The organism is Sulfitobacter sediminilitoris (genome assembly GCF_010667575.1).
Lineage (GTDB): Bacteria > Pseudomonadota > Alphaproteobacteria > Rhodobacterales > Rhodobacteraceae > Sulfitobacter > Sulfitobacter sediminilitoris.
Map to the genome: position 1 here is coordinate 1 of NZ_JAABNT010000019.1, position 22,732 is coordinate 22,732.

The 22,732-nt window shown below is 58.1% G+C and carries 25 protein-coding genes; 19 read left to right on the forward strand and 6 right to left on the reverse strand.

The genetic code is table 11. The features are described from left to right. Window positions 1–64: 64 nt before the first annotated feature. From GV827_RS19840 to GV827_RS19850, 3 genes are all read right to left on the reverse strand, one after another. Window positions 65–598, reverse strand: coding sequence for a hypothetical protein (locus GV827_RS19840; RefSeq protein ID WP_164355558.1), 534 nt, complete (start codon window positions 596–598; stop codon window positions 65–67). Window positions 599–678: 80 nt separating this feature from the next. After that, window positions 679–1,374 carry an NUDIX hydrolase gene (locus GV827_RS19845; RefSeq protein WP_164355559.1) on the reverse strand — a complete coding sequence of 232 codons (696 nt, stop codon included), beginning with the start codon at window positions 1,372–1,374 and terminating at the stop codon, window positions 679–681. A 39-nt stretch (window positions 1,375–1,413) separates the two neighbouring features. Next, window positions 1,414–1,833, reverse strand: a complete 420-nt coding sequence (locus GV827_RS19850; protein ID WP_164355560.1) for a DUF983 domain-containing protein — start codon at window positions 1,831–1,833, stop codon at window positions 1,414–1,416. Window positions 1,834–2,028: 195 nt separating this feature from the next. Here GV827_RS19850 and GV827_RS19855 point away from each other — a divergent pair, with 195 nt between their 5' ends. From GV827_RS19855 to GV827_RS19875, 5 genes are read left to right on the forward strand one after another with little or no spacing between them, the layout of a single operon-like run. Beyond that, the gene (locus GV827_RS19855; RefSeq protein WP_164355561.1) at window positions 2,029–2,553 is read left to right on the forward strand and encodes an EF-hand domain-containing protein; all 525 of its coding nucleotides are present in this window, start codon (window positions 2,029–2,031) and stop codon (window positions 2,551–2,553) included. 57 nt (window positions 2,554–2,610) lie between these two features. Next, window positions 2,611–3,201 carry an RNA polymerase sigma factor gene (locus tag GV827_RS19860; RefSeq protein ID WP_164355562.1) on the forward strand — a complete coding sequence of 197 codons (591 nt, stop codon included), beginning with the start codon at window positions 2,611–2,613 and terminating at the stop codon, window positions 3,199–3,201. Beyond that, window positions 3,194–3,547 carry a hypothetical protein gene (locus tag GV827_RS19865; RefSeq protein ID WP_164355563.1) on the forward strand — a complete coding sequence of 118 codons (354 nt, stop codon included), beginning with the start codon at window positions 3,194–3,196 and terminating at the stop codon, window positions 3,545–3,547. Before GV827_RS19860 ends, GV827_RS19865 begins: the two co-directional genes overlap by 8 nt. A gap of 4 nt (window positions 3,548–3,551) precedes the next feature. Then, entirely contained in the window at window positions 3,552–4,052 is a 501-nt protein-coding gene (locus tag GV827_RS19870; protein ID WP_164355564.1) for a periplasmic heavy metal sensor, read from the forward strand. Window positions 4,053–4,112: 60 nt separating this feature from the next. Beyond that, window positions 4,113–4,622 (forward strand): hypothetical protein, encoded by a 510-nt coding sequence (locus GV827_RS19875; RefSeq protein WP_164355565.1) that lies wholly within the window; start codon window positions 4,113–4,115, stop codon window positions 4,620–4,622. Between the two features lie 27 nt (window positions 4,623–4,649). On the opposite strand, the gene GV827_RS19880 is transcribed toward GV827_RS19875, so the two are convergent. From GV827_RS19880 to GV827_RS19890, 3 genes are read right to left on the reverse strand one after another with little or no spacing between them, the layout of a single operon-like run. After that, on the reverse strand, window positions 4,650–5,201 hold the full coding sequence (locus GV827_RS19880) for a TadE/TadG family type IV pilus assembly protein (RefSeq protein WP_235930511.1): 552 nt from the start codon (window positions 5,199–5,201) through the stop codon (window positions 4,650–4,652). A 5-nt stretch (window positions 5,202–5,206) separates the two neighbouring features. Then, on the reverse strand, window positions 5,207–5,746 hold the full coding sequence (locus GV827_RS19885) for a TadE/TadG family type IV pilus assembly protein (protein WP_164355567.1): 540 nt from the start codon (window positions 5,744–5,746) through the stop codon (window positions 5,207–5,209). Next, window positions 5,743–7,113: a Tad domain-containing protein gene (locus GV827_RS19890; RefSeq protein ID WP_235930518.1), complete on the reverse strand. Its 1,371-nt coding sequence runs from the start codon at window positions 7,111–7,113 to the stop codon at window positions 5,743–5,745. The genes GV827_RS19885 and GV827_RS19890 overlap by 4 nt, the downstream gene beginning before the upstream one ends. A 448-nt stretch (window positions 7,114–7,561) precedes the next feature. On the opposite strand from GV827_RS19890, the gene GV827_RS19895 reads away from it, so the two are divergent. The 14 genes from GV827_RS19895 to GV827_RS19960 all read left to right on the forward strand — a co-directional run bounded on the left by GV827_RS19895 (window position 7,562) and on the right by GV827_RS19960 (window position 22,716). Continuing rightward, window positions 7,562–8,992 (forward strand): Glu/Leu/Phe/Val family dehydrogenase, encoded by a 1,431-nt coding sequence (locus GV827_RS19895; protein ID WP_164355569.1) that lies wholly within the window; start codon window positions 7,562–7,564, stop codon window positions 8,990–8,992. Window positions 8,993–9,110: 118 nt separating this feature from the next. Continuing rightward, complete coding sequence (locus GV827_RS19900; protein WP_164355570.1) at window positions 9,111–10,184, forward strand: bifunctional transcriptional activator/DNA repair enzyme AdaA; 1,074 nt, start codon at window positions 9,111–9,113, stop codon at window positions 10,182–10,184. Next, window positions 10,181–10,936, forward strand: a complete 756-nt coding sequence (locus tag GV827_RS19905) for an isocitrate lyase/PEP mutase family protein (RefSeq protein WP_164355571.1) — start codon at window positions 10,181–10,183, stop codon at window positions 10,934–10,936. Before GV827_RS19900 ends, GV827_RS19905 begins: the two co-directional genes overlap by 4 nt. A 143-nt stretch (window positions 10,937–11,079) precedes the next feature. Continuing rightward, window positions 11,080–12,333, forward strand: coding sequence for a sarcosine oxidase subunit beta family protein (locus GV827_RS19910; RefSeq protein WP_164355572.1), 1,254 nt, complete (start codon window positions 11,080–11,082; stop codon window positions 12,331–12,333). A gap of 74 nt (window positions 12,334–12,407) precedes the next feature. Next, window positions 12,408–12,689 (forward strand): sarcosine oxidase subunit delta, encoded by a 282-nt coding sequence (locus tag GV827_RS19915; RefSeq protein WP_164355573.1) that lies wholly within the window; start codon window positions 12,408–12,410, stop codon window positions 12,687–12,689. After that, a complete protein-coding gene (locus tag GV827_RS19920; protein WP_164355574.1) occupies window positions 12,686–15,622 on the forward strand; it encodes a sarcosine oxidase subunit alpha family protein in 2,937 nt (978 codons plus the stop codon). The genes GV827_RS19915 and GV827_RS19920 overlap by 4 nt, the downstream gene beginning before the upstream one ends. After that, window positions 15,615–16,157 (forward strand): sarcosine oxidase subunit gamma, encoded by a 543-nt coding sequence (locus GV827_RS19925; RefSeq protein ID WP_164355575.1) that lies wholly within the window; start codon window positions 15,615–15,617, stop codon window positions 16,155–16,157. The genes GV827_RS19920 and GV827_RS19925 overlap by 8 nt, the downstream gene beginning before the upstream one ends. A gap of 33 nt (window positions 16,158–16,190) precedes the next feature. Next, window positions 16,191–16,508, forward strand: a complete 318-nt coding sequence (locus GV827_RS19930) for a hypothetical protein (protein WP_235930520.1) — start codon at window positions 16,191–16,193, stop codon at window positions 16,506–16,508. A gap of 89 nt (window positions 16,509–16,597) precedes the next feature. After that, complete coding sequence (locus GV827_RS23720; RefSeq protein WP_235930523.1) at window positions 16,598–16,885, forward strand: cupin domain-containing protein; 288 nt, start codon at window positions 16,598–16,600, stop codon at window positions 16,883–16,885. Window positions 16,886–17,137: 252 nt separating this feature from the next. Continuing rightward, the gene (gene dnaG, locus GV827_RS19940; protein WP_164355576.1) at window positions 17,138–19,099 is read left to right on the forward strand and encodes a DNA primase; all 1,962 of its coding nucleotides are present in this window, start codon (window positions 17,138–17,140) and stop codon (window positions 19,097–19,099) included. A gap of 132 nt (window positions 19,100–19,231) precedes the next feature. Beyond that, window positions 19,232–21,214 carry an RNA polymerase sigma factor RpoD gene (gene rpoD, locus GV827_RS19945; protein WP_164355577.1) on the forward strand — a complete coding sequence of 661 codons (1,983 nt, stop codon included), beginning with the start codon at window positions 19,232–19,234 and terminating at the stop codon, window positions 21,212–21,214. Window positions 21,215–21,667: 453 nt separating this feature from the next. Continuing rightward, window positions 21,668–21,913 (forward strand): hypothetical protein, encoded by a 246-nt coding sequence (locus GV827_RS23725; RefSeq protein WP_235930525.1) that lies wholly within the window; start codon window positions 21,668–21,670, stop codon window positions 21,911–21,913. 3 nt (window positions 21,914–21,916) lie between these two features. Then, a complete protein-coding gene (locus GV827_RS19955) occupies window positions 21,917–22,309 on the forward strand; it encodes a hypothetical protein (protein WP_164355579.1) in 393 nt (130 codons plus the stop codon). Beyond that, complete coding sequence (locus tag GV827_RS19960; protein ID WP_164355580.1) at window positions 22,309–22,716, forward strand: hypothetical protein; 408 nt, start codon at window positions 22,309–22,311, stop codon at window positions 22,714–22,716. Before GV827_RS19955 ends, GV827_RS19960 begins: the two co-directional genes overlap by 1 nt. Window positions 22,717–22,732 lie beyond the last annotated feature (16 nt).

Genomic DNA, 22,732 nt, shown 5'->3' on the forward strand with positions numbered 1-22,732 from the left:
GGCAGGGCCGTCAGAGAATGGGTTGCCGCACGGAACCAGTTCGCTATCCTATACCCAGAACGGTTCAACATATGACCCGTTTCAACTGCATCGGCTGAGCCTCATACACAGAGTTTCGGATACTCCCTTGGTTAATCGCTACATCTGCTTCATATAGTTGGGTAAACGCCTCTTGACACGACGCCATGTTCCCGGCCGCACAATCCGGGATCAACGGAAACTCCGCCATTGACAGCGAAAAGTTAATCTCAAAGGTATTGTACTGGCTGTTGGGAACGTCTCCGCATTGCGCCCTCGCGTCATTTGGCAGCGCGAACATGCCAATGGCAAATAGGACCAACGCTTTCATGATACTCTTCAGATAAACCGTAAGAAGATTCTTGCACATGTCAGTACTCCCCTTCGTTTGGGTAGCAAGACAGGGAGGCGAACCCTTGACGCAGATCAATTGACCAATATCCGCCTCGCCTCGTTCATGACTCCCAATGCCGTTTTTTTTTGCTTTCTTCGGACCGCCCTTCTCGCCGTTAGATTTTGCGTAAGCGGTGTCTGCTTTTACGGCTTTTCGCTGCAGACGCGATGTGCATTCAACCGACATTGGTGCGGGCACAGGGAAAGGCCGCTTCGTCCGCAAACCCGACCCTAGCTGTCCCTTTACGCAGTGTAACTAGGCCCCGATCACTCCGCCATCGGACGTCCGCGCAGGCGCAGGAACAGGCTTTCTTCGTCATTGTTCTTGAAGAACGGCACAGAGGCAGGCGGTGTGCGGTCCCTGGCGCGGGCCTCGACTTCGGCCAACACAACTTCTGTGATGAACGGCATGTCGAATGAACGCGCCTCCGACAGCGGCACCCATTGCAAATGGCTCAGTTCATCGCAGGCGGCGTCGAAATCATCTAGGTCACTCGCGATCTCATCTGCATCGACCAGAAAAAACCGTGCGTCAAACCGGCGTGGTCGACCCGGAGGGGTCAGCGCACGAAAGGTAAATTGCAACGGGGACGCATGTGGCACATGCCCGGTGGCAGCAAAGCTTTCCCAATCTGGTGGCGGGGGCACATTCCATGTGCCGGGACGGCCAAGGATCAGGCCGGTTTCTTCCCACAATTCCCGGATGGCAGCCACGGCAATTGCATGGGCCAAACTTGGGTTCGCGTCTTCGGCCAGACGTGTGGCACAGGTGTCGGGCAGGGGGGCCGCAAGCGGGATCTCAGCGTCAGCCGCATCAACAGCACCACCGGGAAAAACGAACTTGTTGGGCATGAACGCAGCTTTGGCCCCGCGCTGCCCCATGAGGATGCGCGGTGCTTCAAACCGGTCGCGCAACACGATTACGGTCGCTGCGTTGCGTATCTGACTTTTGTCGATGGTCATGCCTGCTCCTTGTCCGGTTCTTGGACGTAAGGGGCGGGATCAGGTGGTGCGGGCAAAGCCGCCCATTTCCTTGGCCCATTGAAAGCCGATCATAGCCCCCTTCAATCTTGGCAGAAGGTAAAGCGATAGACCGACACAGCCAACCGCAAAAATCGTGAACAGCGTCAGTGGCTCAGGTCGCCATGTTACAAAGACCCAATGCAGCAATGGTGCCATCAGGTGACCCACAAAGAGGATGGTCAGGTAGGCCGGGCCATCATCTGCTCTGTGATGGTGGAATTCCTGACGGCATACCGCGCAATCGTCATTCACTTTTAGATAGCTCCGCAACAGCGGGCCAGACCCACATTTGGGGCATTTTCCACGCCAGCCCCGCCACATGGCGTTCCAGCGGGGACGCTGGTCGTCGCTCTCGGTGGTGGGCGCGTGAAGGTGTGAAGGGTCTGCGTGCTGGGTCATGGATTTGTCCTTGAATAAGACTCACATGCGCTTCCGCCGCAGAAAAATAAAGGGTTCAGCACCTGGTTGCGGCGCGATGTCGCAAAAATCCGCGAGATTTTGCATTTTTCTGCGACGGAATGTCCGAGCGATGCCGTTTGATGATCATCTGGCCCAGGAAAACGGGGCCGAGCAGATCACAGAATGGAGACAGAAATGATAAATCGAACAGTTCTCAAGATTGCAGTGCTTTCAAGCCTGATAACACTTGGCGGTGTCGCCGTATCGGCCAAGACCTTTGGACCTGGGCCAATTTTCGAAACGATTGATGCCGATGGCGATGGTGAAGTGACACAGGAAGAAATGCGTGCACATGCCGCAGCCCGCTTTGCGGAGGCAGACACTGACAAAGATGGCTTTTTGACACCAGAAGAAATGATGGCTTCGCGCGTTGGCAAAAGAGCAGAGCGGATGCTTGAGCGGCACGACACGGATGGCAACGGCCAGCTGAGTGCAGACGAGCTTGAAGCGGCAGCGGCTGAGCGCGGCGGCAAGCGGGCCAATTGGATGATGACACGTCTGGACACGAACAACGACGGCAAGCTGGCGTTGGAGGAAATGACAGCAAGACGCGACCCGGCCAGGATCTTCGAGCGGCTGGACAGTGACGGGAACGGAACTTTGAGTGCCGAGGAGTTTGCAGAAGCGCGCAAGCACCGGCACGGTCGCCAAAAGGACTAAGCAGTCAGATGCTTTGGACCGGGCGCTTGTCACGGGCGTCCGGTCCGATTAGCCAGAATGGACATGTCTCAATCAAACCACCCGACAGAGGCCAGTGACGAAGCCGCCTTGCTGCGCCGCTACGCGGAGGGCGATCCCGTCGCGGCACGGCTATTGGCGGGACAGATGACGCCGCGGGTCTTTGGCCACGCAATGCGGGTGCTGGGCAACCATGCCGAAGCCGAAGACGTGACGCAGGAAGCGATGATGCGGCTGTGGCGGATCGCGCCCGACTGGCGCGAAGGCGACGCGAAAGTGTCCACATGGCTTTACCGGGTGACGGCGAACCTGTGTACCGACCGTTTGCGTAAACGCGGGACAACGGGATTGGACGAGGTTGCGGAGCCTGAAGACCCGCAGATGTCAGCAGAGCAGAACATGCAACAGACAGCGCGCGTGGATGCCTTGCAAAAGGCCCTCAACACCTTGCCGGACCGGCAAAGACAGGCGGTCGTGCTCCGGCACATAGACGGCTTGGCCAATCCGGAAATAGCCGCCATTCTGGAGATTAGCGTTGAAGCGGTTGAAAGTCTGACGGCGCGGGGAAAACGTGCCTTGAAACAGGCGCTTGAAGGACAGCGAGACGCATTGGGGTTAAGCGATGAGTGATAAGAACCATAACGACGATATCGAGCTTGAGGCACTTTTTGCGAACGCCCGTGCGCATCCTCCGGTGGTGCCCCATGAAATGATGGCGCGGGTGATCGCGGATGCCAAAACCATGCAGCCATCCGGTACCGGTTCCCGGTGGCGCAATTGGTTTGCTGCGTTTGGCGGTTTGCCAGCGCTTGGCGGGTTGGTGACGGCGACATGCGTGGGGTTTTGGATGGGTGTCGCGCCGCCTGATATACTGCCAGATCTGGCCGCAGCAGTGATGGGCGTCGAAACAACGGCAAACCCTGAGTACGAAGGCTCGGTGATCAACGGATACGGCTGGGATATCGGTGAGGGGTGAGGGCATGACGAATGAAAGAAATCCCCGGCGCGTGGGCCGCGCACTGAAGTGGGCGTTAGGGCTGTCTCTGGCGATTAACCTGATCTTGGTCGGGTTTCTCGCCGGGGCGGCTATGCGCTTTTCCGGCAAGGATTGGGCAGAACGGCGCCCAGGACCGGAGCTTTTACTGTCTGGTGCGCCCTTCGTACGGGCTTTGCCGCATGATGCAAGGCGGGCACTCGGACGCAAGCTGCGTCGTGAGGCGACTGATTTACCGTCCCGGGCAGAGCGGCGCGCGCTTTATGCCAGCATGATCGAGGTCCTGAGGACAGAGCCGTTTGACCCAGACGACATCAGCGCAATTTTCGCAACGCAAGCAAGCACCGCGCAGAGCCTTCAATCGCGTGCGCAGGCGGGATGGCTTGAGATCGTGTCCGGCATGACTGCAGATGATCGAGCGGATGTGGCGGCGCGGCTGGAAGAGGCGCTGACGCGGCGGCGTGACAAAGGCGAGCGGCGTCCCTGACCCTATTCTCGTCTGTGCCTGCTTGCCCTGAACGGGGACGCAGGGTACGCACGCGAGAACATGAGCGGAGCAGAGCCCTTGGAATTTCAGGACGAGAACGAAGTATTGGCCGTTGTGCGCGCGTCGATGGGGCGGCGTATTCTTGGTATCGTATCGCTGGGGATGCTTGGATTTCTTGTGATCTATATCGCGTTTACAAGACCGCCATCAATTGGCTGGCAGGCTTTTCTGCTGGTGATCGGGGGGGCGTCCCTGTGGTGCATGGACGCCATGCGCCGCGCCACATCCAGCGCGGTCGAACTGACACCGACGGAGTTGCGCGATGCGGATGGCACGGTGATTGCACTTGTTGAAGACATCGAAGGGATTGACCGAGGCTTTTTCGCGTTCAAACCGTCGAACGGATTTCTGCTCAAGACAAAGACCAAAGCCGGGCGCGCTTGGCGTCCGGGTCTTTGGTGGCGCATGGGACGGCGCATCGGCATTGGCGGCATGACACCCGGCAGCCAGACCAAGTTCATGTCTGAAGTGCTGGCTGCGATGATGGCAACCCGTGACGCGCAGGACTGACGCTTCAGGTGTCAGGCCTGAACTGGTTTAGTTACACTGGTTCCAGCAAACACGCGGGGCAAAACGTGGGCGCGTGAAGACAAAGTTGCGGATTTCCTGCTCTTCGATGCCCGTTTTGAAGGGCGGGTCATAGTCAGCCCAGGTTTCCACCAGCATCACACGCTCATTGTGTGGCATGACCGGCAGAAGAGTAGACCATTCACGCACGTCGTCGTCGCTTAACTCAACCCGGGGTCCGCGCGATTTTGACCAATCACGATAAAAGCGATTTTCAGTTGCATTCCAAACCAGTGACGTGACCCGCAGCGCGGTATCGCCGGTCGCTCCGGACAAATAGTTGAACAGCGAATAGGCCCCATTCAGGTACTGATCATCCAACGGTGCTGTCTCGCGAGAGATTGCATCACCGATGGTGAAGGCAGCCTTTTGGTTGATGCTGTAAGTGCGGAAAGAATGGAACACCGAGAATACTGAAAGGAACGCCCAGAACATCACCGGTATGACAATCATCGCCTCAAGCGCGATGGTGCCGTCATCGCGACGGGCAAAGCCCGCCAGCGCTGTCTTAATGCGTGCCATAAACATTAGCCTGGCTCCTGTACGAAGGCTGCAAGCGAGATCAATTTGGCCTGACCTGAGCCGTCTTTTTCGAACTCATGGCCCAATCCGCTTGTTGGATACACCGGGTCGAATTTGACACAGGCGCGCAGCATCATCATTTCGTTTTCCTTGCCCAGTGCAAAGCCCCGCACAGGCTCCACTGGTTCAGAGGTGTCGACGCAGTCTGCTGCTTGGTCGAATTGGGCAAACTGCCTTGGATTTACGCGGATCATCTCAAGACGGAGCGTCGTTTCGCAGTTCTCAAGCCAACCCGAGTTATCGCAGATCATCTGCTTGATATCGTCGTGCGTGTAGTTCGCGTTTGTATTCAGGCGGACAAAGCGCACCGCGATGTCGAGGCCCCTGTCCAGATACATCTGGCGCATGGAGTAAAAGCCCATCTCTACGGCCATCAAGAACGCACCGAAAAGGAGGGGTACGAAGATGCAGAATTCGATTACGAGGGCGGAGCCATCCTCACTGCGGCGAAAACGCCCAAGGAAGTTTTTGACAGCGCCGATCATTGTGTGAGCCTCAGCTGGTTGATCTGGCGTGCAATCGAAGAAAACGCATCGGTGATCTCAACACCTTCCACTCGGAAGAAGTGGCTGGGCGACGAGGCGCAGTCACGCATAACATTTGCACCATGGTCTGTGACTTCGAACCCAATGGACCAGATGATGATGTTTTTATTCTTTGCTGCGTCGCAGATATTTGACAGCAGGCTATCTGCCTTTGAGGGCGAATATTTGCTGTATTTCCAATTCGACCGATCGCTGGAACGTACGTAGTGGCTCAGGTACCAATTCAACGGATAGTTGCTCCAGTGGCGCGCATGGCTGCTGTTGCGATAATAGCTATCCGAAATTCGCTGCGTAGTTACGTTTTCCCCGTCCGTCATCAAGATCACCGTCTTTAGCGTCTCGCTCGAGCTTGGGTTGGACGGATCTGGAAAGGCTGCCGGACGGTCGCGGAACACCGGATCGACTTCAGGCAATGCTTGGTTGAATGCATTCCAGGCAGGGTCAAGCATGGCAACTCCCCATTTCATTCCGAGGTGGATTGCGGTGTTCGCGCGTGGCTCAAATTGATTGATCCGGGCCTTCAGCACTTCTATGTCCTGCGAAAATGCGAATACAGTTTCGAAGTCACGCTTTGGACAGCCTGGATTACCAATGTTGTCTGATCCATTGTCTCGTCCGTTCCAGTAGTATCCAGCATCGAAATGCTGCATGTGCTCGTATGGCTCGCCACCAAAATTGTTGCCCGCATACACCGCGGTATTGTTGAAATCGGCGTCGGTGAAATCGATGCAGTAGGACCATATATGTTTCTGGTTTACATCCATCATTGAGAAGATGTTTCCGCCTGCGTTGACCTGAGCTGTGTAAGGCACGATTGATACTGATATAAGGTCCTGATTGTCCGACTTCAGAACCGTATCCAAGAACACAGATGCCGCATCCTTCAGGTGTGGCATCTTATTATTCCGCCTCATAGACCCCGAAATATCGAGGACCAAGGAAATTTCGACCTTGTTGACCTTTTCTTCGGCGGTTGAGATGCCGGGCACGTGAAGCGTCTGTCTTCCGAGGTAATCCATGAACATCGTGTTCACGTCGGTCGAAGCATCCACCGTCACGGTGCGGTAGTTCAGGCCCTCATCAACATCGACCTGACTGACGAAATCTCCAATACCAGACTTGGTAAAGTAGTCACGCACAACGAATTCAGGGTCCAGCGTCTGGTCGAGGTCGGCCGCAGCAAGTACCGCACGGTCAGCGACCGCCTGAATACGTGTGCGCTCCATCTCGTGACGCATCATATCAACGCCGATGCCGCCGATCATCATCATGCAGAAGACCATGAAGAAGGCAAAGATCGTGACCATGCCGTCCTCATCGCGGGCAAAGCTGCGGCAAACGGCAAGCAGATCGCGTAGCTCAGGGCGTGTTTCGCGTTGTTCGTTCTTCATCTTCGACAACCTTTCCGGCTGGCCCGTCAAAGAATGGACTCAGCGCTCTTGGCGGATTTTCGCTTGTGAGAGTTGTCGCCTGTGAACGTGGCCTAATTGGGGCAAATCATTGTCGAATAATGGCATTTTGTGACTTTCTCGAGCAGCAATGCAGCCCAATTGCGGCAGCTGTTTCGAAGACGTGAACAATGGCGCCATAAAGCCCGATTCGCTTGTCGTGCGAGAAACACAGGCATTAACGATTAATAAAGTCGCTCCTTGCAAACTCAGTCGTTAGGGTGGCGAAAGGTTGCCGACCCAAATCAGTCTTCACTCCGTTCGAAGGCCATGGACAGCAGCCAATGGTGCAAAACAGGAGAGACCCATGCAGCCTGAAAACGAGCCGAGCTTTCGTGAAAGTGTCGACATCATGTTCAACCGTGCTGTCGCGCTGATGGACTTGCCGCCGGGGCTGGAAGAGAAAATCAGGGTGTGCAACGCCACCTACACTGTGCGTTTCGGTGTGCGTCTGCGCGGCAAGATCGTAACCTTCACAGGCTATCGGTCTGTGCATTCCGAACACATGGAGCCGGTCAAGGGCGGTATCCGCTATTCCATGGCCGTGAACCAGAACGAGGTTGAGGCGCTGGCCGCGCTGATGACGTATAAATGCGCCTTGGTCGAGGCGCCCTTTGGTGGATCAAAAGGCGGGCTGTGCATTGATCCACGCGACTATGATGAACACGAGCTGGAGTTGATCACCCGCCGTTTCGCCTACGAGTTGATCAAGCGCGATATGATCAACCCTGCGCAAAACGTGCCTGCCCCTGACATGGGCACCGGAGAACGCGAAATGGCCTGGATTGCGGACCAGTACAAGCGCATGAACACCACAGACATCAACGGTGTGGCCTGTGTCACCGGCAAGCCGACCCACGCAGGCGGCATTCAGGGCCGGACCGAAGCCACCGGACGCGGGGTGCAATATGCCCTGCATGCATTTTTTCGGGACGCACAGGGCAAGGAAAAGGCCGGCCTGACCGGTACCCTGAGGAACAAGCGTGTCGTTATTCAGGGGTTGGGTAACGTCGGGTATCACGCGGCGAAATTCCTCAGCGAGGAAGACGGCTGCCTGATCACGGCGATCATCGAACGTGATGGCGTTTTGTGCAACGATGCCGGTCTGGATGTCGAGGCGGTGCATCAGTGGATTTCGAAACATGGAACGATCGAAGGATATCCTAACGCAAATTTGCAGCCAGACGGTGCCGCGTTGTTGGAAGCGGACTGTGATATCCTTATCCCTGCTGCTCTCGAAGGAGTCATCAACCTTTCGAACGCGGAACGGATCAAGGCACCGCTCATCATCGAAGCAGCGAATGGTCCGGTAACGGCAGGCGCGGATGAAATCCTGCGCTCCAAAGGCACTGTGATCATCCCGGATATGTACGCCAACGCCGGCGGCGTGACTGTCTCGTATTTCGAATGGGTCAAGAACCTGAGCCATATCCGCTTTGGTCGCATGCAACGCCGTCAGGAAGAATCGCGCCATCAGCTGGTCGTCGATGAATTGGAGCGCCTGAGTGCGGACAGCGGGATTGGCTGGCAGCTGAGCCCGAACTTCAAGGAGAAATATCTGCGCGGTGCCGGTGAATTGGAGCTGGTGCGTTCTGGCCTTGATGACACCATGTCGACTGCATACGAAGCCATGGCGCGTGTCTGGCACAGCCGGAAGGACGTAGATGATCTGCGCACAGCGGCGTATATTGTGTCGATTGAGAAGGTCGCAGCGAGCTATCACGCCAAGGGGCTGTGAGGGGCGAGACGAGAATGCGGGGCAGCTTTGCCCCGCCACTGCCTCGCTTGCGGATGTTTTTTTAATAGACGCCCGATCTGAGGCGGACAGCCGCGCCGCCCGGCTTTATCTTGGCAACATGATGTTTGATTTGCCAGATGATGACGCGCTTTATGCAGCGCTGATTGCCAGAGATGCCGGATACGACGGGCGCGCTTATGTCTGCGTGACCTCAACCGGGATATTTTGCAGGCTGACCTGTTCAGCGCGCAAGCCAAAGCGGGAGAACTGCGTTTTCTTCGACAGTATTTGCGACTGCATCAAAGCTGGTTTTCGCGCTTGCAAGAAATGTCACCCGATGGCCCCGGCAGCAGAGGCCGATCCGCTCGTCGGGCAATTGTTACAGGCATTGCGCGAAAACCCCGCGCGGCGCTGGTCCGAAAGCGATATCGTCGCGCTGGACATGGATCCGTCAACGGTGCGCCGCGCTTTCAAACGTCATTTTGGAATGACCTTTCTTGAGATGGCACGGCTGACGCGACTGCGCGCGGGGGCCGGGGCCCTTCCTGACGGGGGACGGGTCATCGACGCGCAGTTGGAGGCGTCATACGACAGCCCCGCTGCTTTCCGCGCGGCCTTTGGCAAGTGGCTGGGGCTGGCCCCCGGCAAATTCGTGACGAACGCATTGTTACGGGCCGACTGGATCGACACCAAGCTGGGACCGATGATCGCGGTCAGCGATGCCCATACACTGCACCTGCTTGAGTTCGCCGAGCGCAAGGCGCTGCCTGCGGAACTCAAGCGCCTCTACGCCCACGCCAAGGGCAGTCTGGGGTTCGGTCGTTTTGGACCAACGGACCAGATTGAGCGTGAGATGGATGCCTTCATGCACGGGCAATCGGATCGCTTCGAGACGCGGCTGGCCCCATTGGGCAGCGCCTTTACCCAAGAGGTCTGGCGCGCCCTGCGCACCATCCCGGCAGGAGAGACCCGCTCTTACAGCGATGTGGCTCGAATGATGGGCCGACCTGAGGCGACCAGAGCGGTCGCACGGGCGAACGGGGCCAATCCGATTGCGATTGCGATCCCCTGTCACAGGGTCATCGGTGCTGACGGGGCTTTGACCGGATATGGCGGTGGGCTGTGGCGCAAGCAGGCATTGATCGAATTGGAGCGTGGGTTTGCGCGGGAAAGACAGGGAGCAGACGGATGACAAGTCAGGTTGAGAAGGCGCAGGCATTTCGGGCAATGCACGTGAAAGGCGCGCCGCTGGTGCTATGGAATATCTGGGACGCAGGATCCGCCAGAGCCGTGGCAGATGCCGGGGCAGGCGCGATAGCGACGGGCAGTTGGGCCGTAGCTGCGGCCCAAGGATTTGCGGATGGGCAAGCCCTGCCAATGGAGGCGGCGCTTAGGGTCGCAAAACAGGTGGTAGGTGCGGTGGACGTGCCTGTATCTGTTGATTTCGAGGGTGGCTATGCTGTGGCTCCTGCTGAGATTGCCGAAAACGTTGGCCGGTTGATCGAGACCGGCGTTGCAGGTCTGAACATCGAGGACCGGGTGGTCGGTGGGGAGGGGCTCTATCCAATTGCCGAACATGCCGCACGGATTGCAGCGGTCCGCACTTCGGCACAGGCAGCACGGGTGCCCTTATTCATCAATGCGCGGACAGATGTGTTTTTCTGCGGTAACAAAGAGCCCGCGGGCCAATTGATTGAAGAAGCGCTGAAGCGCGCAGCGGCTTATGCAGATGCCGGTGCGGACGGCCTCTTTGTGCCGGGTCTTGAGGACCCGGAACTCATCGCCCGGATCAGCGCAAGCCAGCCGCTGCCGGTCAATGTGATGCGGACGGGCGATACGATCAGCTTGGCCGATCTGGCGCAGGCGGGCGCAGCACGGATCAGCCATGGGCCCGGTCCTTACTTCGCGACGATGAAAGCCCTGACAGAAGCCGCGCTGGTCTAATCCGTCGGCGGTCCTGTTGCGACGTCCCCGAAACGTCGCAACAGGACCAGCAATTGGCGCAAGGTCACAAGTGGGCGGAATAACGCGTTGATACTCCTCTCAGGGGCTGTCTAGATGAGGGCACCAACCAGGAGGGAGTGATCATGCGGTTTTCAGGGTGGCGCGTGCTGCGCGAAGGCTTGACCGGCAACAAGGGCTGGGCGCCCCATTGGCGTGATCCGGAACCCAAGGCGGAGTATGATGCCGTGATCATCGGTGGCGGGGGGCACGGGCTGTCAACTGCCTATTACCTGGCCAAGAACCACGGGATGACCAACATCGCGGTGCTCGAAAAGGGGTATCTGGGCGGCGGCAATGTGGGGCGGAACACCACGATCGTGCGGGCGAATTACGGTCAGCAAGGCAACTCGGAGTTCTATTCGCATTCGCTGAAGCTGTGGGAAAACCTTGAAGAAGACCTGAACTACAACGCGATGATGTCCCAGCGCGGTATCATCAACCTGTTTCATTCCGACGGACAGCGCGATGCCTTTGCCCGGCGCGGCAACATGATGATCAACCAGGGCGACGATGCGGAGCTGCTTGACCGTGAGGGCGTGCGGCGCTTGCTGCCCTACCTTGATTTCGACAACGTGCGGTTCCCGATTTACGGTGGCCTTCTGCACCGACGCGGCGGCACGGCGCGGCACGATGCTGTGGCGTGGGGCTTTGCGCGTGGGGCAGATCAGCGGGGTGTTGATCTGATACAGCAGTGCGAGGTTACGGGCATCGACATCGAGAATGGCAAGGTGCGCGGGGTTCAGACAACGCGCGGGGCGATCCGCGCCAAGAAGGTAGGGATCGTGGTTGCTGGGCGGTCGGGGCAGGTGGCTGCCATGGCAGGGATGCGTCTGCCGATCGAGAGCCATGTGTTGCAGGCCTTTGTCACCGAGGGGATCAAACCCGTGATCGACCACGTGGTCAGTTTCGGCATGGGGCACTTTTATATCAGCCAGTCGAACAAGGGCGGCCTTGTCTTTGGCGGTGATCTGGATTTCTACGCGTCTTATGCGCAGCGCGGCAACATGCCGATGATGGAGCATGTGATGGAGGCAGGGATGACCCTGATGCCGATGATCGGCAAGGCCAAGGTGTTGCGGTCATGGGGCGGGATCATGGACATGACGCCGGATGGATCACCGATCATCGACAAGACCGATACCGAAGGTTTGTTCATTGATTGTGGCTGGTGCTACGGCGGGTTCAAGGCTGTGCCTGGATCGGGCTTTAGCTTCGCGCATCTGATGGCGACGGGGGAACATCACGAACCGGCGGCAAAGTACCGGCTGGACCGGTTCCGCAAGGGGCGCGGCTTGATGGATGAAGAGGCCACCGGGTCTCAGCACAATCTGCACTAGCGCGGGGCTGAGAGTGCGGACGGTATACAAGGCCAAAAGGGAATGCGGGCCTATGCCCGATAGGGAGACGTGTCGTGAGAATTGACTGTCCAATGTGTGGGTCGCGAGACCGGCGTGAGTATTACTATCAGGGGGGCGCGGTGATGCTGGCGCGACCTGCCCCCGATGCAGGAGAGGCGGCTTGGGATGACTACCTGCATCTGCGGGAGAACCCGGCGGGTGAAACGGAAGAGTTGTGGCAGCATGACGGCGGCTGTGGCGCGTGGCTTGTGGTGACACGAGACACGGTAAGCCACGAGATTTCCAATGTGGCGCTGGCGGAGGATGTTAAGCGGGCAATGAGGAAAGCGTCATGAGACTTGCGGGCAAGGGGCTGGTTGATCGCTCAACACCTGTGCAGTTTTCCTTCGATGGGACAACATACAAGGGGTTCGCAGGGGATACGGTGGCCTCGGCGCTCTTGGCCAACGGTGTGAAACTGATGGGGCGGTCGTTCAAATATCACCGCCCACGCGGGGTATTGAGCGCAGGCAGCGAGGAGCCGAATGCGCTGATTACGACCGGCAAGGGCGCAGGGCAGGAGCCCAATGTGCGGGCGACGGTGCAGGAGGTCTATGACGGGCTGGTAACACGCTCACAGAACGCATGGCCCTCGCTCGATTTCGATGTGATGGCGGTGAATGACCTTGGCGCCCCATTTCTGGGTGCAGGTTTCTATTACAAGACCTTCATGTGGCCCAAGCGGTTCTGGGAGGCGGTTTACGAGCCTGTCATTCGCAAAGCAGCCGGCCTTGGCGCGCTTTCGGGCAAGTCCAACGAGGATACCTACGAACGGGCCTATGCGTTTTGCGATCTGCTGGTTATCGGTGCAGGTCCAACCGGGTTGATGGCTGCATTGACAGCGGCAAGGGCCGGGGCAGATGTGATTATAGCCGATGAAGACAGTCTTCTGGGTGGCAGGCTGAATGCAGAAACGGGAGCAGTGGGTCATCAGTCCGGCGCGGCCTGGGCCGCAGCGGTCGTCGCAGAACTTTCCAGCATGGAAAACGTGCGGCTGATGTCGCGGACGACCGTAACCGGGGCCTATGACGGCGGCATGTACGGGGCGCTGGAGAGGGTGAACCAGCACACGTCGCACCGAGGAGGCGGGGCGCCACTGGAGTGTTTTTGGCGGATTTCGGCGAAGCACGCGGTGCTGGCCGCAGGGGCATTGGAGCGACCGATTGCGTTTCAGAACAACGATCGGCCCGGTGTGATGACGGCAGGCGCTGTCCGTGCCTATCTCAACCGCTGGGGCGTGACGCCCGGCAAGCGTGTTGCTGTGTTTGGCAATAACGACGATGCGCACCGGACCGCACGAGATCTGGCGGCGGCGGGCGTACATGTTGTGGCCCTGATCGACAGTCGGAACGATGTGGCGGTGCCGGATTTCGACGGGCGGGTTTTTAAGGGAGCGCAAGTCTGTAATGCGGCGGGACGTAAGGAATTGGAGAGCATCACGATCCGCACTGCGACCGGTGAAGAGGCGCTGCAGGTAGACTGCCTCGCGGTCTCGGGGGGATGGAACCCGACGGTGCATTTGACCTGCCACATGGGCGGGCGGCCCACGTGGCGCGAAGATATTCAGGCCTTTGTCCCGACGGACGGCAGCATCCCGAACATGACGGTCGCTGGCGCCTGCAACGGTGTGTTCTCGACGCAGCAATGTTTGAACGACGGTGTTGAGGCAGCCAAGGCAGCTTTGAAGGCGCTGGGCAAGAAAAACGCAGATGTTGAGGTGCCCAAAGCAGAAGACGCGCCCTACCAGATGTCGCCGCTTTGGGCGGTCGCGGGCAAAGGGCGGGCGTGGCTTGATTTCCAGAACGATGTGAGCGTGAAGGACATCAAACAAGCGGCGGTCGAGAACTTCCGCTCGGTCGAGCACATGAAGCGGTATACCACGCAAGGCATGGCGACGGATCAGGGCAAGAATTCCAACGTCGCGGCCTTGGCTATGTTGGCCGATGCGACGGGGCGCGGCATACCGGAGACCGGAACGACAACCTTCAGGCCGCCCTATTCGCCGGTCAGCATTGCTGCAATGGGCGCGGGCGCGCAGGGACATGGCTTCGCGCCGGAGCGCTGGACGACGTCACACAAGCGGTCGGTCGAGATGGGCGCACCGATGATTGAGGCGGGCTTATGGTACCGGCCCAGCTATTTCCCGAAGCCGGGGGAAAGCACGTGGCGGCAGTCCTGTGATCGGGAAGTAGGCTATGTGCGCAATGCCGTGGGCGTCTGTGATGTGTCCACGCTTGGAAAAATTGACATTCAGGGGCCGGATGCGGCCAAACTGCTGGATTTCGTCTATACCAACATGTTCTCGAGCCTGAAGGTGGGGCGTGTGCGTTATGGGCTGATGCTGCGCGAGGATGGCTTCGTCATGGACGATGGCACCACCGCGCGGCTGGGCGAGCAGCATTTCGTTATGACCACGACGACGGCGGCAGCCGGCAATGTGATGCGGCATCTGGAATTCGTGACGCAGGCTTTGCACCCGGAGTGGGAAGTGTCCTTTGCTTCGGTGACAGAGCAATGGGCGCAGTTTGCAGTGGCAGGGCCGAAGTCGCGGGAGTTGTTGAACGGGTTGCTGGATGAACCGATCAAGGGCGAGAGCTGGCCTTTCATGGCCTGTGGGCCGGTCAGCGTTGTCGGTGTTGAGGGGCGGCTCTTCCGGATCTCCTTTTCCGGTGAACATGCCTACGAAATTGCAGTACCGTCGCGGTATGGAGCGAGCCTTTTCGATATCCTTTTGAAACGGGCTGAAGAGATGGGCGGTGGTGCTTACGGTATGGAAGCGTTGAACGTCCTGCGGATTGAAAAAGGGTTCATCACGCATGCTGAAATTGAAGGGCGGGCTACGGCTTTTGACATCGGCGCGGCAAAAATGATTTCGGCCAAGAAAGACTGTGTCGGAAAAACGATGGCAGCCAGACCCGGTTTGGTGGATGAAGACAGACCGCAGTTGGTCGGCCTCAAACCTGTCGATGCCGCAAAGCAGCTGACCGCGGGCGCGCATCTGTTTGAGCGTGATGCCGAGGCAGTGCGTATCAACTCCAAGGGGCACGTGTCCTCGGTCGGATTTTCGCCAGACCTCGGAACGATGATCGGTCTGGGATTCTTTGCGCGCGGGCCAGAGCGGCATGGCGAGGTGATCCGGATGGTCGATCACCTGCGCGGCGTTGAGACGGAGGTGGAAATATGCCATCCCGTTTTCCTTGATCCGGAAGGGGAGCGGGTGCGTGGTTGAGTTAATACAAATAAGCCCCTGCGCGGGGTTGCTGCCGATTACTCTGGGGTCGGTCACGCTGGATGAACAGGATGTTGGGCGGCTGACCTCATTGTCACCCTTCGGTGATGCTTCGGATTTGTCTGCGGCCTTGGAAAAAGCGCATGGGTGTACTTGGCCCAAGCCGAACAGAAGTACCGGCAAGGACGGTGGGCGGTGCATATGGTTCGGGCGTGATGAAGCGCTTCTGATTGGGCCCGCGCCTGACATGGGTTTGGCCAAGCACGGTGCGGTGGTGGATCAATCTGATGCCTGGGCAGTGGTATCCTTGGCAGGACCTGGCGCGGTAGACGTTCTGGCGCGACTGGTGCCCGTTGATCTGCGCGACGCTGCCTTCAAGCGCGGGCATACGGTGCGCACGCAGGTGATGCACATGAATGCTTCGATCACCAAACTGGGCACGGATCATTTAATGATCATGGTCTTCCGATCGATGGCTGGGACGCTGGTATATGACCTCAAGGGAGCTATGGCAGCTGTGGCATCACGCGGTTAACATCAACGCGATTCTGATCTGATGGAGTGTGTGATGGTGCGTGCGGGAGTTTTGACGGCGGTGTTCGTAATGGGGCTTGGTGGTCCGATGTCGGCGCAGACCAGCGAGGCGCGTAAGGTCGATTGCAGGCACCAGGCCGCAGTCGTGGCTGCGGTTCAGCAGGCGCGGCTTGACCGGGTGCGCGAACGCAAGGTGCAGGAGCACGTCAGAGAGAACGCTACCTGGCCTGAGAATTACAACAATGCGATCCCTCTGATTGCGGGCTGGGTCTATGGCAAGGACGTGACGATGCGCGATGTGCGCAACAAGGACCTTGCCGCCGCTTGGACAGAGCTTTGCTTGCAGCAGTAACATCGTCTGCCAAAAGCAAGACGCCCGCGCATCGGCCGATGGGAAATCCTTGCGATCAGGGTTGCCATTCTTGGAACAGAACCTGAGCCATGCCTAAAATCGAACACAGCATATGGTCTGAGCATGCTGGTGGAGTCCACCAGGTCATCGGGCTGGACAACGGCCCTTACGCAAATCTCCCCCTTGGTGATGTGGTGGGCCTGTCCCAGTTCGGCGTCCATTTGGAGCGCCTTCCGCCGGGTTCACGGTCTTCTTTTCGTCACTGGCATGAGGGCGAGGATGAATTCATCTATGTGGTTTCCGGTGAGCTTGTATTGATCGAGGATCAGGAAGTCTTGCTGCAGGCGGGTGAAGCTGCCCGGGTGGAAAGCAGGTGAGCCCGTCGCGCATTGTCTTGAGAACCGGTCCGACAGTGATGCCGTGATGTTGGTGGTGGGTGCGCGTGCCGAGAGGGATGTGGTTCATTATCCCGATCATGACGTGAAATTGCGTCGCTCCGGAGACGGCAGGACGTTTACTCGGAGCGACGGCAAGCCTCTGGATTGAAAACCCCGACAGACGCCAATCTTCTTATGGTTCCAATGACGCGCCTTCTGGACTCTGAGCAACCCGCGCCAATATAACAGGGCATGAGCCTGCCACCCGGATTTCTGGACGAATTGCGCACCCGGTCGAGCCTGTCACAGGTCGTCGGGCGCAAGGTCATGTGGGACCAGCGCAAGTCAAATCAGGGCAAGGGAGACATGTGGGCACCGTGCCCGTTCCATCAGGAAAAGTCCGCCAGTTTTCACGTCGATGACCGCAAGGGATTCTATTACTGCTTTGGCTGTCACGCAAAGGGCGATGCAATTTCATTTGTGCGGGAAACGGAAAACGTAGGCTTCATGGAGGCCGTCGAGATTTTGGCCCGTGAGGCCGGAATGCCGATGCCCGAACGCGATCCCCGGGCGGCTGAAAAAGCAGACAAGCGATCCGAATTGGCCGAGGTGATGGAACTGGCTGTGCGCTGGTTCCGGTTGCAGCTCAAGACGGGTGCTGCGGAAGAGTCGCGCGCGTACCTTGGTCGTCGAGGCCTGGATGATGCCGCGTTGGAACGCTGGGAGATCGGATTCGCGCCGGACAGTTGGCAAGGGCTTTGGGATGCGCTGAAGGGAAAGAATGTCAGCGACGAACTGATCCTTGGCGCAGGGCTGGCAAAACCTTCAACAAGAGGCGGCAAGCCATACGACACGTTCCGGGGGCGGATCATGTTCCCTATCCGCGATGCGCGGGGGCGGGCGATAGCCTTTGGCGGCAGGGCGATGGATCCCAATGACAACGCCAAGTACCTCAATTCGCCAGAGACGGAACTTTTCGACAAGGGGCGCAGCCTTTACAATGTGAAGGACGCGCGGACGGCGGCGGGCAAGGGGCAGCCCTTGCTGGTGGCCGAAGGGTATATGGACGTCATAGCGCTCCATAGCGCGGGCTTTGAGGCGGCAGTGGCACCGTTGGGCACTGCAATCACCGAAAATCAGCTTGCGATGCTGTGGCGCATCGACGCGGAGCCGATCATCACACTCGATGGCGATACCGCGGGGCAGCGCGCGGCGTTCCGGTTGATTGATCTGGCGCTCCCGTTGCTGGAGGCAGGACGCAGCTTGCGCTTTGTCATGATGCCCGAGGGGCAGGACCCGGATGATCTGCTGAAAGCGGCTGGAGCGGGGGCTTTCCAGAAGCTGATCGACGGGGCATTGCCGATGGTTCAACTGCTTTGGCAGCGTGAGACCGAAGGCCGCGTGTTCGACAGCCCAGAGCGTAAAGCAGCGCTGGACAAATCCCTGCGTGAAAAGATGATGCTGATCAAGGACCCGTCTATCCGCGGTCATTACGGTCAAGAAATCAAGGACTTGCGCTGGAAATTGTTCCGTCCACAGACAGGTGGCCGGCAGGCCATGGCGCGGGGTAAGGGCAAATGGCAGGCAGCACCGCGAGCGCCATTGCCCACGACCAAGTCTTCTGTTCTGGCCGCTGCAACCGACGCAAACGCGACCGAACATTTGCGCGAGGCGGTTATCCTTGCGGCTTTTCTCACCTGTCCACAGATCATCGAAGATTTTGAAAGCGGGCTGGAAGCAATGACTTGTACCGACCCCACGCACCGGACCCTGCGGGACATCATGCTGCGCAACGGTCCCAGCGGCGCGGACGCGTTGCGCGAAAAAATATTTAGCGCACTGGGGCCTGACGCCCTTGAAAACCTGCTGTCACAGCGCCACGTTGCCATCACACCCTGCGTGCGAAATCCGGGCAATATCGAGATGGCCAGCCTCACCGTAGCCGAGGAACTGGCCAAACTGGAGGCAACACGCGGGCTGGATGCCGAAATCGCAGAAGCGGTGGAGGACCTGAGCGGGGTGGCAGATGAGGGCGTGACGTGGCGACTGTCTGAGGCCGCACGCGCTGCCGATCTGGCGAAACGTTCAGGGCAGGAAGACAAAGCGGAATACGATGTAGGCGACAATGGCGCACGCATCAGCAAGGACGAACGCAGCGCGTGGGACACGCTGCTGGGCACTATCAATTTCAGCAAGTCAAAGGGCGGTGGCTGAAACCCGTGACCTTTTGGCAGGTACTTTAGGAAAAAGCAGGATATCGGGTTTAAGAATCACCTCGAAACCCGCATGATTCGGAATAACGAATCATCTGCATCTGATTCGCGCGCTGGCGCTGGAGGGACATATATGGCCGCTAAGGACACGAACGAAGACGCCAAGAGGGACGACGCCGACAGCGGTCATTCGCTGGACATGAGCCAGGCTGCCGTCAAAAAGATGATCTCGGAGGCGCGTGAAAAAGGCTACATCACGTACGATCAGCTGAATACTGTCCTGCCGCCGGATCAGGTATCCTCCGAACAGATCGAAGACGTGATGTCGATGCTGTCCGAAATGGGCATCAACATCATCGAAGACGAGGATGCGGAAGAGGAAGAGGCCAAGGGCTCGACCGAACTGGCGACCACCGACAGCAACAAGGAAGTCGCGCTTTCTTCTGGTACTGCGGAAAAGCTGGACCGGACGGACGATCCGGTGCGCATGTACCTGCGGGAAATGGGCTCTGTTGAACTGCTCAGCCGCGAGGGCGAGATCGCGATTGCCAAACGCATTGAGGCGGGCCGCAACACGATGATTGCCGGGCTTTGTGAAAGCCCGCTTACGTTTCAGGCGATCACGATCTGGCGTGACGAACTTTTGTCCGAGGACATTTTGCTGCGCGACGTGATCGATCTGGAAGCCACCTTTGGCAACCAGTTGGATGAAGAAGAGACAACACCCGTTGTCCCTGCTGCGGGCGCACCAAGCGAGACGAAGGAAGAAGAGACCAAGCAGGAATTGGATGCCGACGGCAATCCTATCGCCGTGGACGATGACGATGACGAGGACGAACAGGCCAACATGTCGCTTGCCGCGATGGAGGCCGCCCTCAAGCCACAGGTGCTCGAAGCACTTGATATCATCGCGGATGATTACGCCAAGCTGAGCGAGATGCAGGACAGCCGTATCTCGGCGACACTGAACGAGGATGGATCGTTCAGTGATAAACAAGAAACAAAGTACCAGAAGCTGCGCGCAGAGATTGTGCTGCTTGTGAATGAGCTGCACCTGCACAACAATCGTATTGAGGCGCTGATTGACCAGCTTTACGGCATCAATCGCCGCATCATGCAAATTGACAGCGCAATGGTGAAGCTTGCCGATCAGGCCCGCATTAACCGCAAGGAATTTGTCGACGCCTACCGTGGTTACGAGCTTGATCCCAACTGGATGGAGCGGATGGCTGAAAAGCCCGGGCGCGGCTGGCAGATGTTCATCGAACGATCAACCGACAAGGTTGAAGAACTGCGCGCGGACATGGCGCAAGTGGGGCAGTACGTTGGTCTCGATATCTCCGAATTCCGGCGTATCGTGCAGCAGGTTCAGAAGGGCGAAAAAGAAGCCCGTCAGGCCAAGAAGGAAATGGTCGAGGCGAACCTGCGTCTGGTGATCTCGATCGCCAAAAAATACACGAACCGTGGCCTGCAATTCCTTGATTTGATTCAGGAAGGTAACATCGGCCTGATGAAGGCGGTCGATAAGTTTGAATACCGCCGTGGCTACAAATTCTCGACCTACGCGACATGGTGGATCCGTCAGGCGATCACGCGGTCAATCGCTGATCAGGCGCGCACAATCCGTATCCCTGTGCACATGATCGAAACGATCAACAAGCTGGTGCGCACGGGCCGTCAGATGCTGCACGAAATTGGTCGCGAGCCCACGCCAGAAGAACTGGCCGAAAAGCTACAGATGCCTTTGGAGAAGGTTCGCAAGGTGATGAAAATCGCCAAGGAGCCGATCTCGCTTGAGACCCCAATCGGTGACGAGGAAGACAGCCAGCTGGGTGATTTCATCGAGGACAAGAATGCTGTGCTGCCTTTGGACAGCGCCATTCAGGAAAACCTCAAGGAAACCACGACGCGGGTTCTGGCAAGCCTTACTCCGCGCGAGGAACGGGTTCTGCGAATGCGCTTTGGTATCGGTATGAACACCGATCACACGCTCGAAGAAGTGGGCCAACAATTCAGTGTGACACGCGAACGCATCCGTCAGATCGAGGCAAAGGCGCTGCGTAAGCTGAAACATCCCAGCCGATCACGCAAGTTGCGGTCATTCCTGGATCAATAATTCAGGGCGCGCTCAGCGACCCTAAAGTCATCACAAACCCAGCCCGCGCGGCTGGGTTTTCGTGTTTCTGGCGTGCGCGGAGCCTTCAGTGACCAAGGCCGCAGTTGTCCTATTGAGATTTCTCAAGTTGAGAAGCGTCTCAACCGTTAACCTCTTTCAATTGGCGGTCGTTGGCTTGTGACGCAAGCGTGATTTTGACTGGCTCACGCGCTGCTCTACCGTTAGATCAATCCATAAGCTGGGAATTTCATCATGGGCATCATACGAACGGTTCTTTTTTCTCTTCTTGCATTTTGCACTCTGCTGCCTCTTCCCGCTTCTGCGCAAGTTTACCGGGCCATCAACTGGCTCACGGTTGTGCCGCTGAACGCGACTGATTTTGAGGTGATTGAGGGCCGCGGCGAGGGTGCGCGCGGTATATGGTGTGCGGCCGCGGACTTTGCCATCTACAGTATGAACGCCCCACGCCAGGCGCGCATTTATGTCAAGTCGCCGCGAGGACCCTCTATCAGCGGTGTCGGCCGTGTGGGTGTGGTCTTTACAACCGATGCGGCATCCTTGGGGACAAGCCCAAAACAATCCTATTCCGTCACAGTCCGGACCAAGGGTCTGGGTCTGCCCGTGCATCATGCACATCAGTTCTGCCGGGATTACTTCCTCGATCTTGACGATGGTCTCTTCAGGCGCCACCGGAGATAAACCATGCGCCGGGTCGTCTTTCTTGCAGCATTTCTGTTGATCGCCACATCTGCCGCTGCGCAAACATTTCGCGCGGAGAACGGTGTTTTTGTCCTCCCTTTCTCAGCAGGCTTTGAGGTCCAAAGTGATGGCGGCCATGGGGCGCGCGGCATGTGGTGTGCGGCAGCAGATTATTCGCGCAGGGTGCTGGGGGCGGCATCCGTTGACCGCATTTACGTGGCAGAGGGGCGTCCACCGGGGTTGGGGCAACGCGCGCCAGTGCGCTTTACGATGGATGCATCCGGTCTCACGCCTCGTACCGTGATTATTGTCGGTGCTTCCTTGAGCAGGGCCGGTTCCAATCTATCTGTTGGGCTTGCGTACAGGTTTTGTGCAGATGCGAGGCTGATCAATTGATGAAATGGATGATACTGGCTTTGACGTGGGCGCTGGCGCCTGTAGCCGTAGGTGCGGCCACCACTGGCGAAGAAGATACCATCGTAATCAACCGCATCAACAGCACTGATTTCGAGGTAATCCAAGGTACCAACTTTGGTGCAGCGGAATTCTGGTGCGGTGCCGCGACATTCATCGAACGCCGGAGCCGCCTGTCAGAGTTGACCCCGATCTTTGTCAAACGTCCGCGTGGGCCAAGTGTAACGTCACCCGGGCGTAACGGCGTTGTATTCTCGACCTCTGATGCAGGGCTGCCGCCTGCGGATCCGGGCAGGGTGACTTTGACCGTTCAAAGAACCGGCGCGACGTTAAAATCCTTCCAGGCGCGTCGCTACTGCCGCGATGCATTCACCAGATCTACGAAATAGCTGGCGTGTCCTTGGA

Bases quoted from the DNA above. Each gene is read 5' to 3' on its own strand.
- GV827_RS19840 (WP_164355558.1), bottom strand. From the start codon at position 598: ATGTCGGTTGAATGCACATCGCGTCTGCAGCGAAAAGCCGTAAAAGCA.
- GV827_RS19845 (WP_164355559.1), bottom strand. From the start codon at position 1,374: ATGACCATCGACAAAAGTCAGATACGCAACGCAGCGACCGTAATCGTG.
- GV827_RS19850 (WP_164355560.1), bottom strand. From the start codon at position 1,833: ATGACCCAGCACGCAGACCCTTCACACCTTCACGCGCCCACCACCGAG.
- GV827_RS19855 (WP_164355561.1), top strand. From the start codon at position 2,029: ATGATAAATCGAACAGTTCTCAAGATTGCAGTGCTTTCAAGCCTGATA.
- GV827_RS19860 (WP_164355562.1), top strand. From the start codon at position 2,611: ATGGACATGTCTCAATCAAACCACCCGACAGAGGCCAGTGACGAAGCC.
- GV827_RS19865 (WP_164355563.1), top strand. From the start codon at position 3,194: ATGAGTGATAAGAACCATAACGACGATATCGAGCTTGAGGCACTTTTT.
- GV827_RS19870 (WP_164355564.1), top strand. From the start codon at position 3,552: ATGACGAATGAAAGAAATCCCCGGCGCGTGGGCCGCGCACTGAAGTGG.
- GV827_RS19875 (WP_164355565.1), top strand. From the start codon at position 4,113: ATGAGCGGAGCAGAGCCCTTGGAATTTCAGGACGAGAACGAAGTATTG.
- GV827_RS19880 (WP_235930511.1), bottom strand. From the start codon at position 5,201: ATGGCACGCATTAAGACAGCGCTGGCGGGCTTTGCCCGTCGCGATGAC.
- GV827_RS19885 (WP_164355567.1), bottom strand. From the start codon at position 5,746: ATGATCGGCGCTGTCAAAAACTTCCTTGGGCGTTTTCGCCGCAGTGAG.
- GV827_RS19890 (WP_235930518.1), bottom strand. From the start codon at position 7,113: ATGGTCACGATCTTTGCCTTCTTCATGGTCTTCTGCATGATGATGATC.
- GV827_RS19895 (WP_164355569.1), top strand. From the start codon at position 7,562: ATGCAGCCTGAAAACGAGCCGAGCTTTCGTGAAAGTGTCGACATCATG.
- GV827_RS19900 (WP_164355570.1), top strand. From the start codon at position 9,111: ATGATGTTTGATTTGCCAGATGATGACGCGCTTTATGCAGCGCTGATT.
- GV827_RS19905 (WP_164355571.1), top strand. From the start codon at position 10,181: ATGACAAGTCAGGTTGAGAAGGCGCAGGCATTTCGGGCAATGCACGTG.
- GV827_RS19910 (WP_164355572.1), top strand. From the start codon at position 11,080: ATGCGGTTTTCAGGGTGGCGCGTGCTGCGCGAAGGCTTGACCGGCAAC.
- GV827_RS19920 (WP_164355574.1), top strand. From the start codon at position 12,686: ATGAGACTTGCGGGCAAGGGGCTGGTTGATCGCTCAACACCTGTGCAG.
- GV827_RS19930 (WP_235930520.1), top strand. From the start codon at position 16,191: ATGGTGCGTGCGGGAGTTTTGACGGCGGTGTTCGTAATGGGGCTTGGT.
- GV827_RS23720 (WP_235930523.1), top strand. From the start codon at position 16,598: ATGCCTAAAATCGAACACAGCATATGGTCTGAGCATGCTGGTGGAGTC.
- dnaG (WP_164355576.1), top strand. From the start codon at position 17,138: ATGAGCCTGCCACCCGGATTTCTGGACGAATTGCGCACCCGGTCGAGC.
- rpoD (WP_164355577.1), top strand. From the start codon at position 19,232: ATGGCCGCTAAGGACACGAACGAAGACGCCAAGAGGGACGACGCCGAC.
- GV827_RS23725 (WP_235930525.1), top strand. From the start codon at position 21,668: ATGAACGCCCCACGCCAGGCGCGCATTTATGTCAAGTCGCCGCGAGGA.
- GV827_RS19955 (WP_164355579.1), top strand. From the start codon at position 21,917: ATGCGCCGGGTCGTCTTTCTTGCAGCATTTCTGTTGATCGCCACATCT.
- GV827_RS19960 (WP_164355580.1), top strand. From the start codon at position 22,309: ATGAAATGGATGATACTGGCTTTGACGTGGGCGCTGGCGCCTGTAGCC.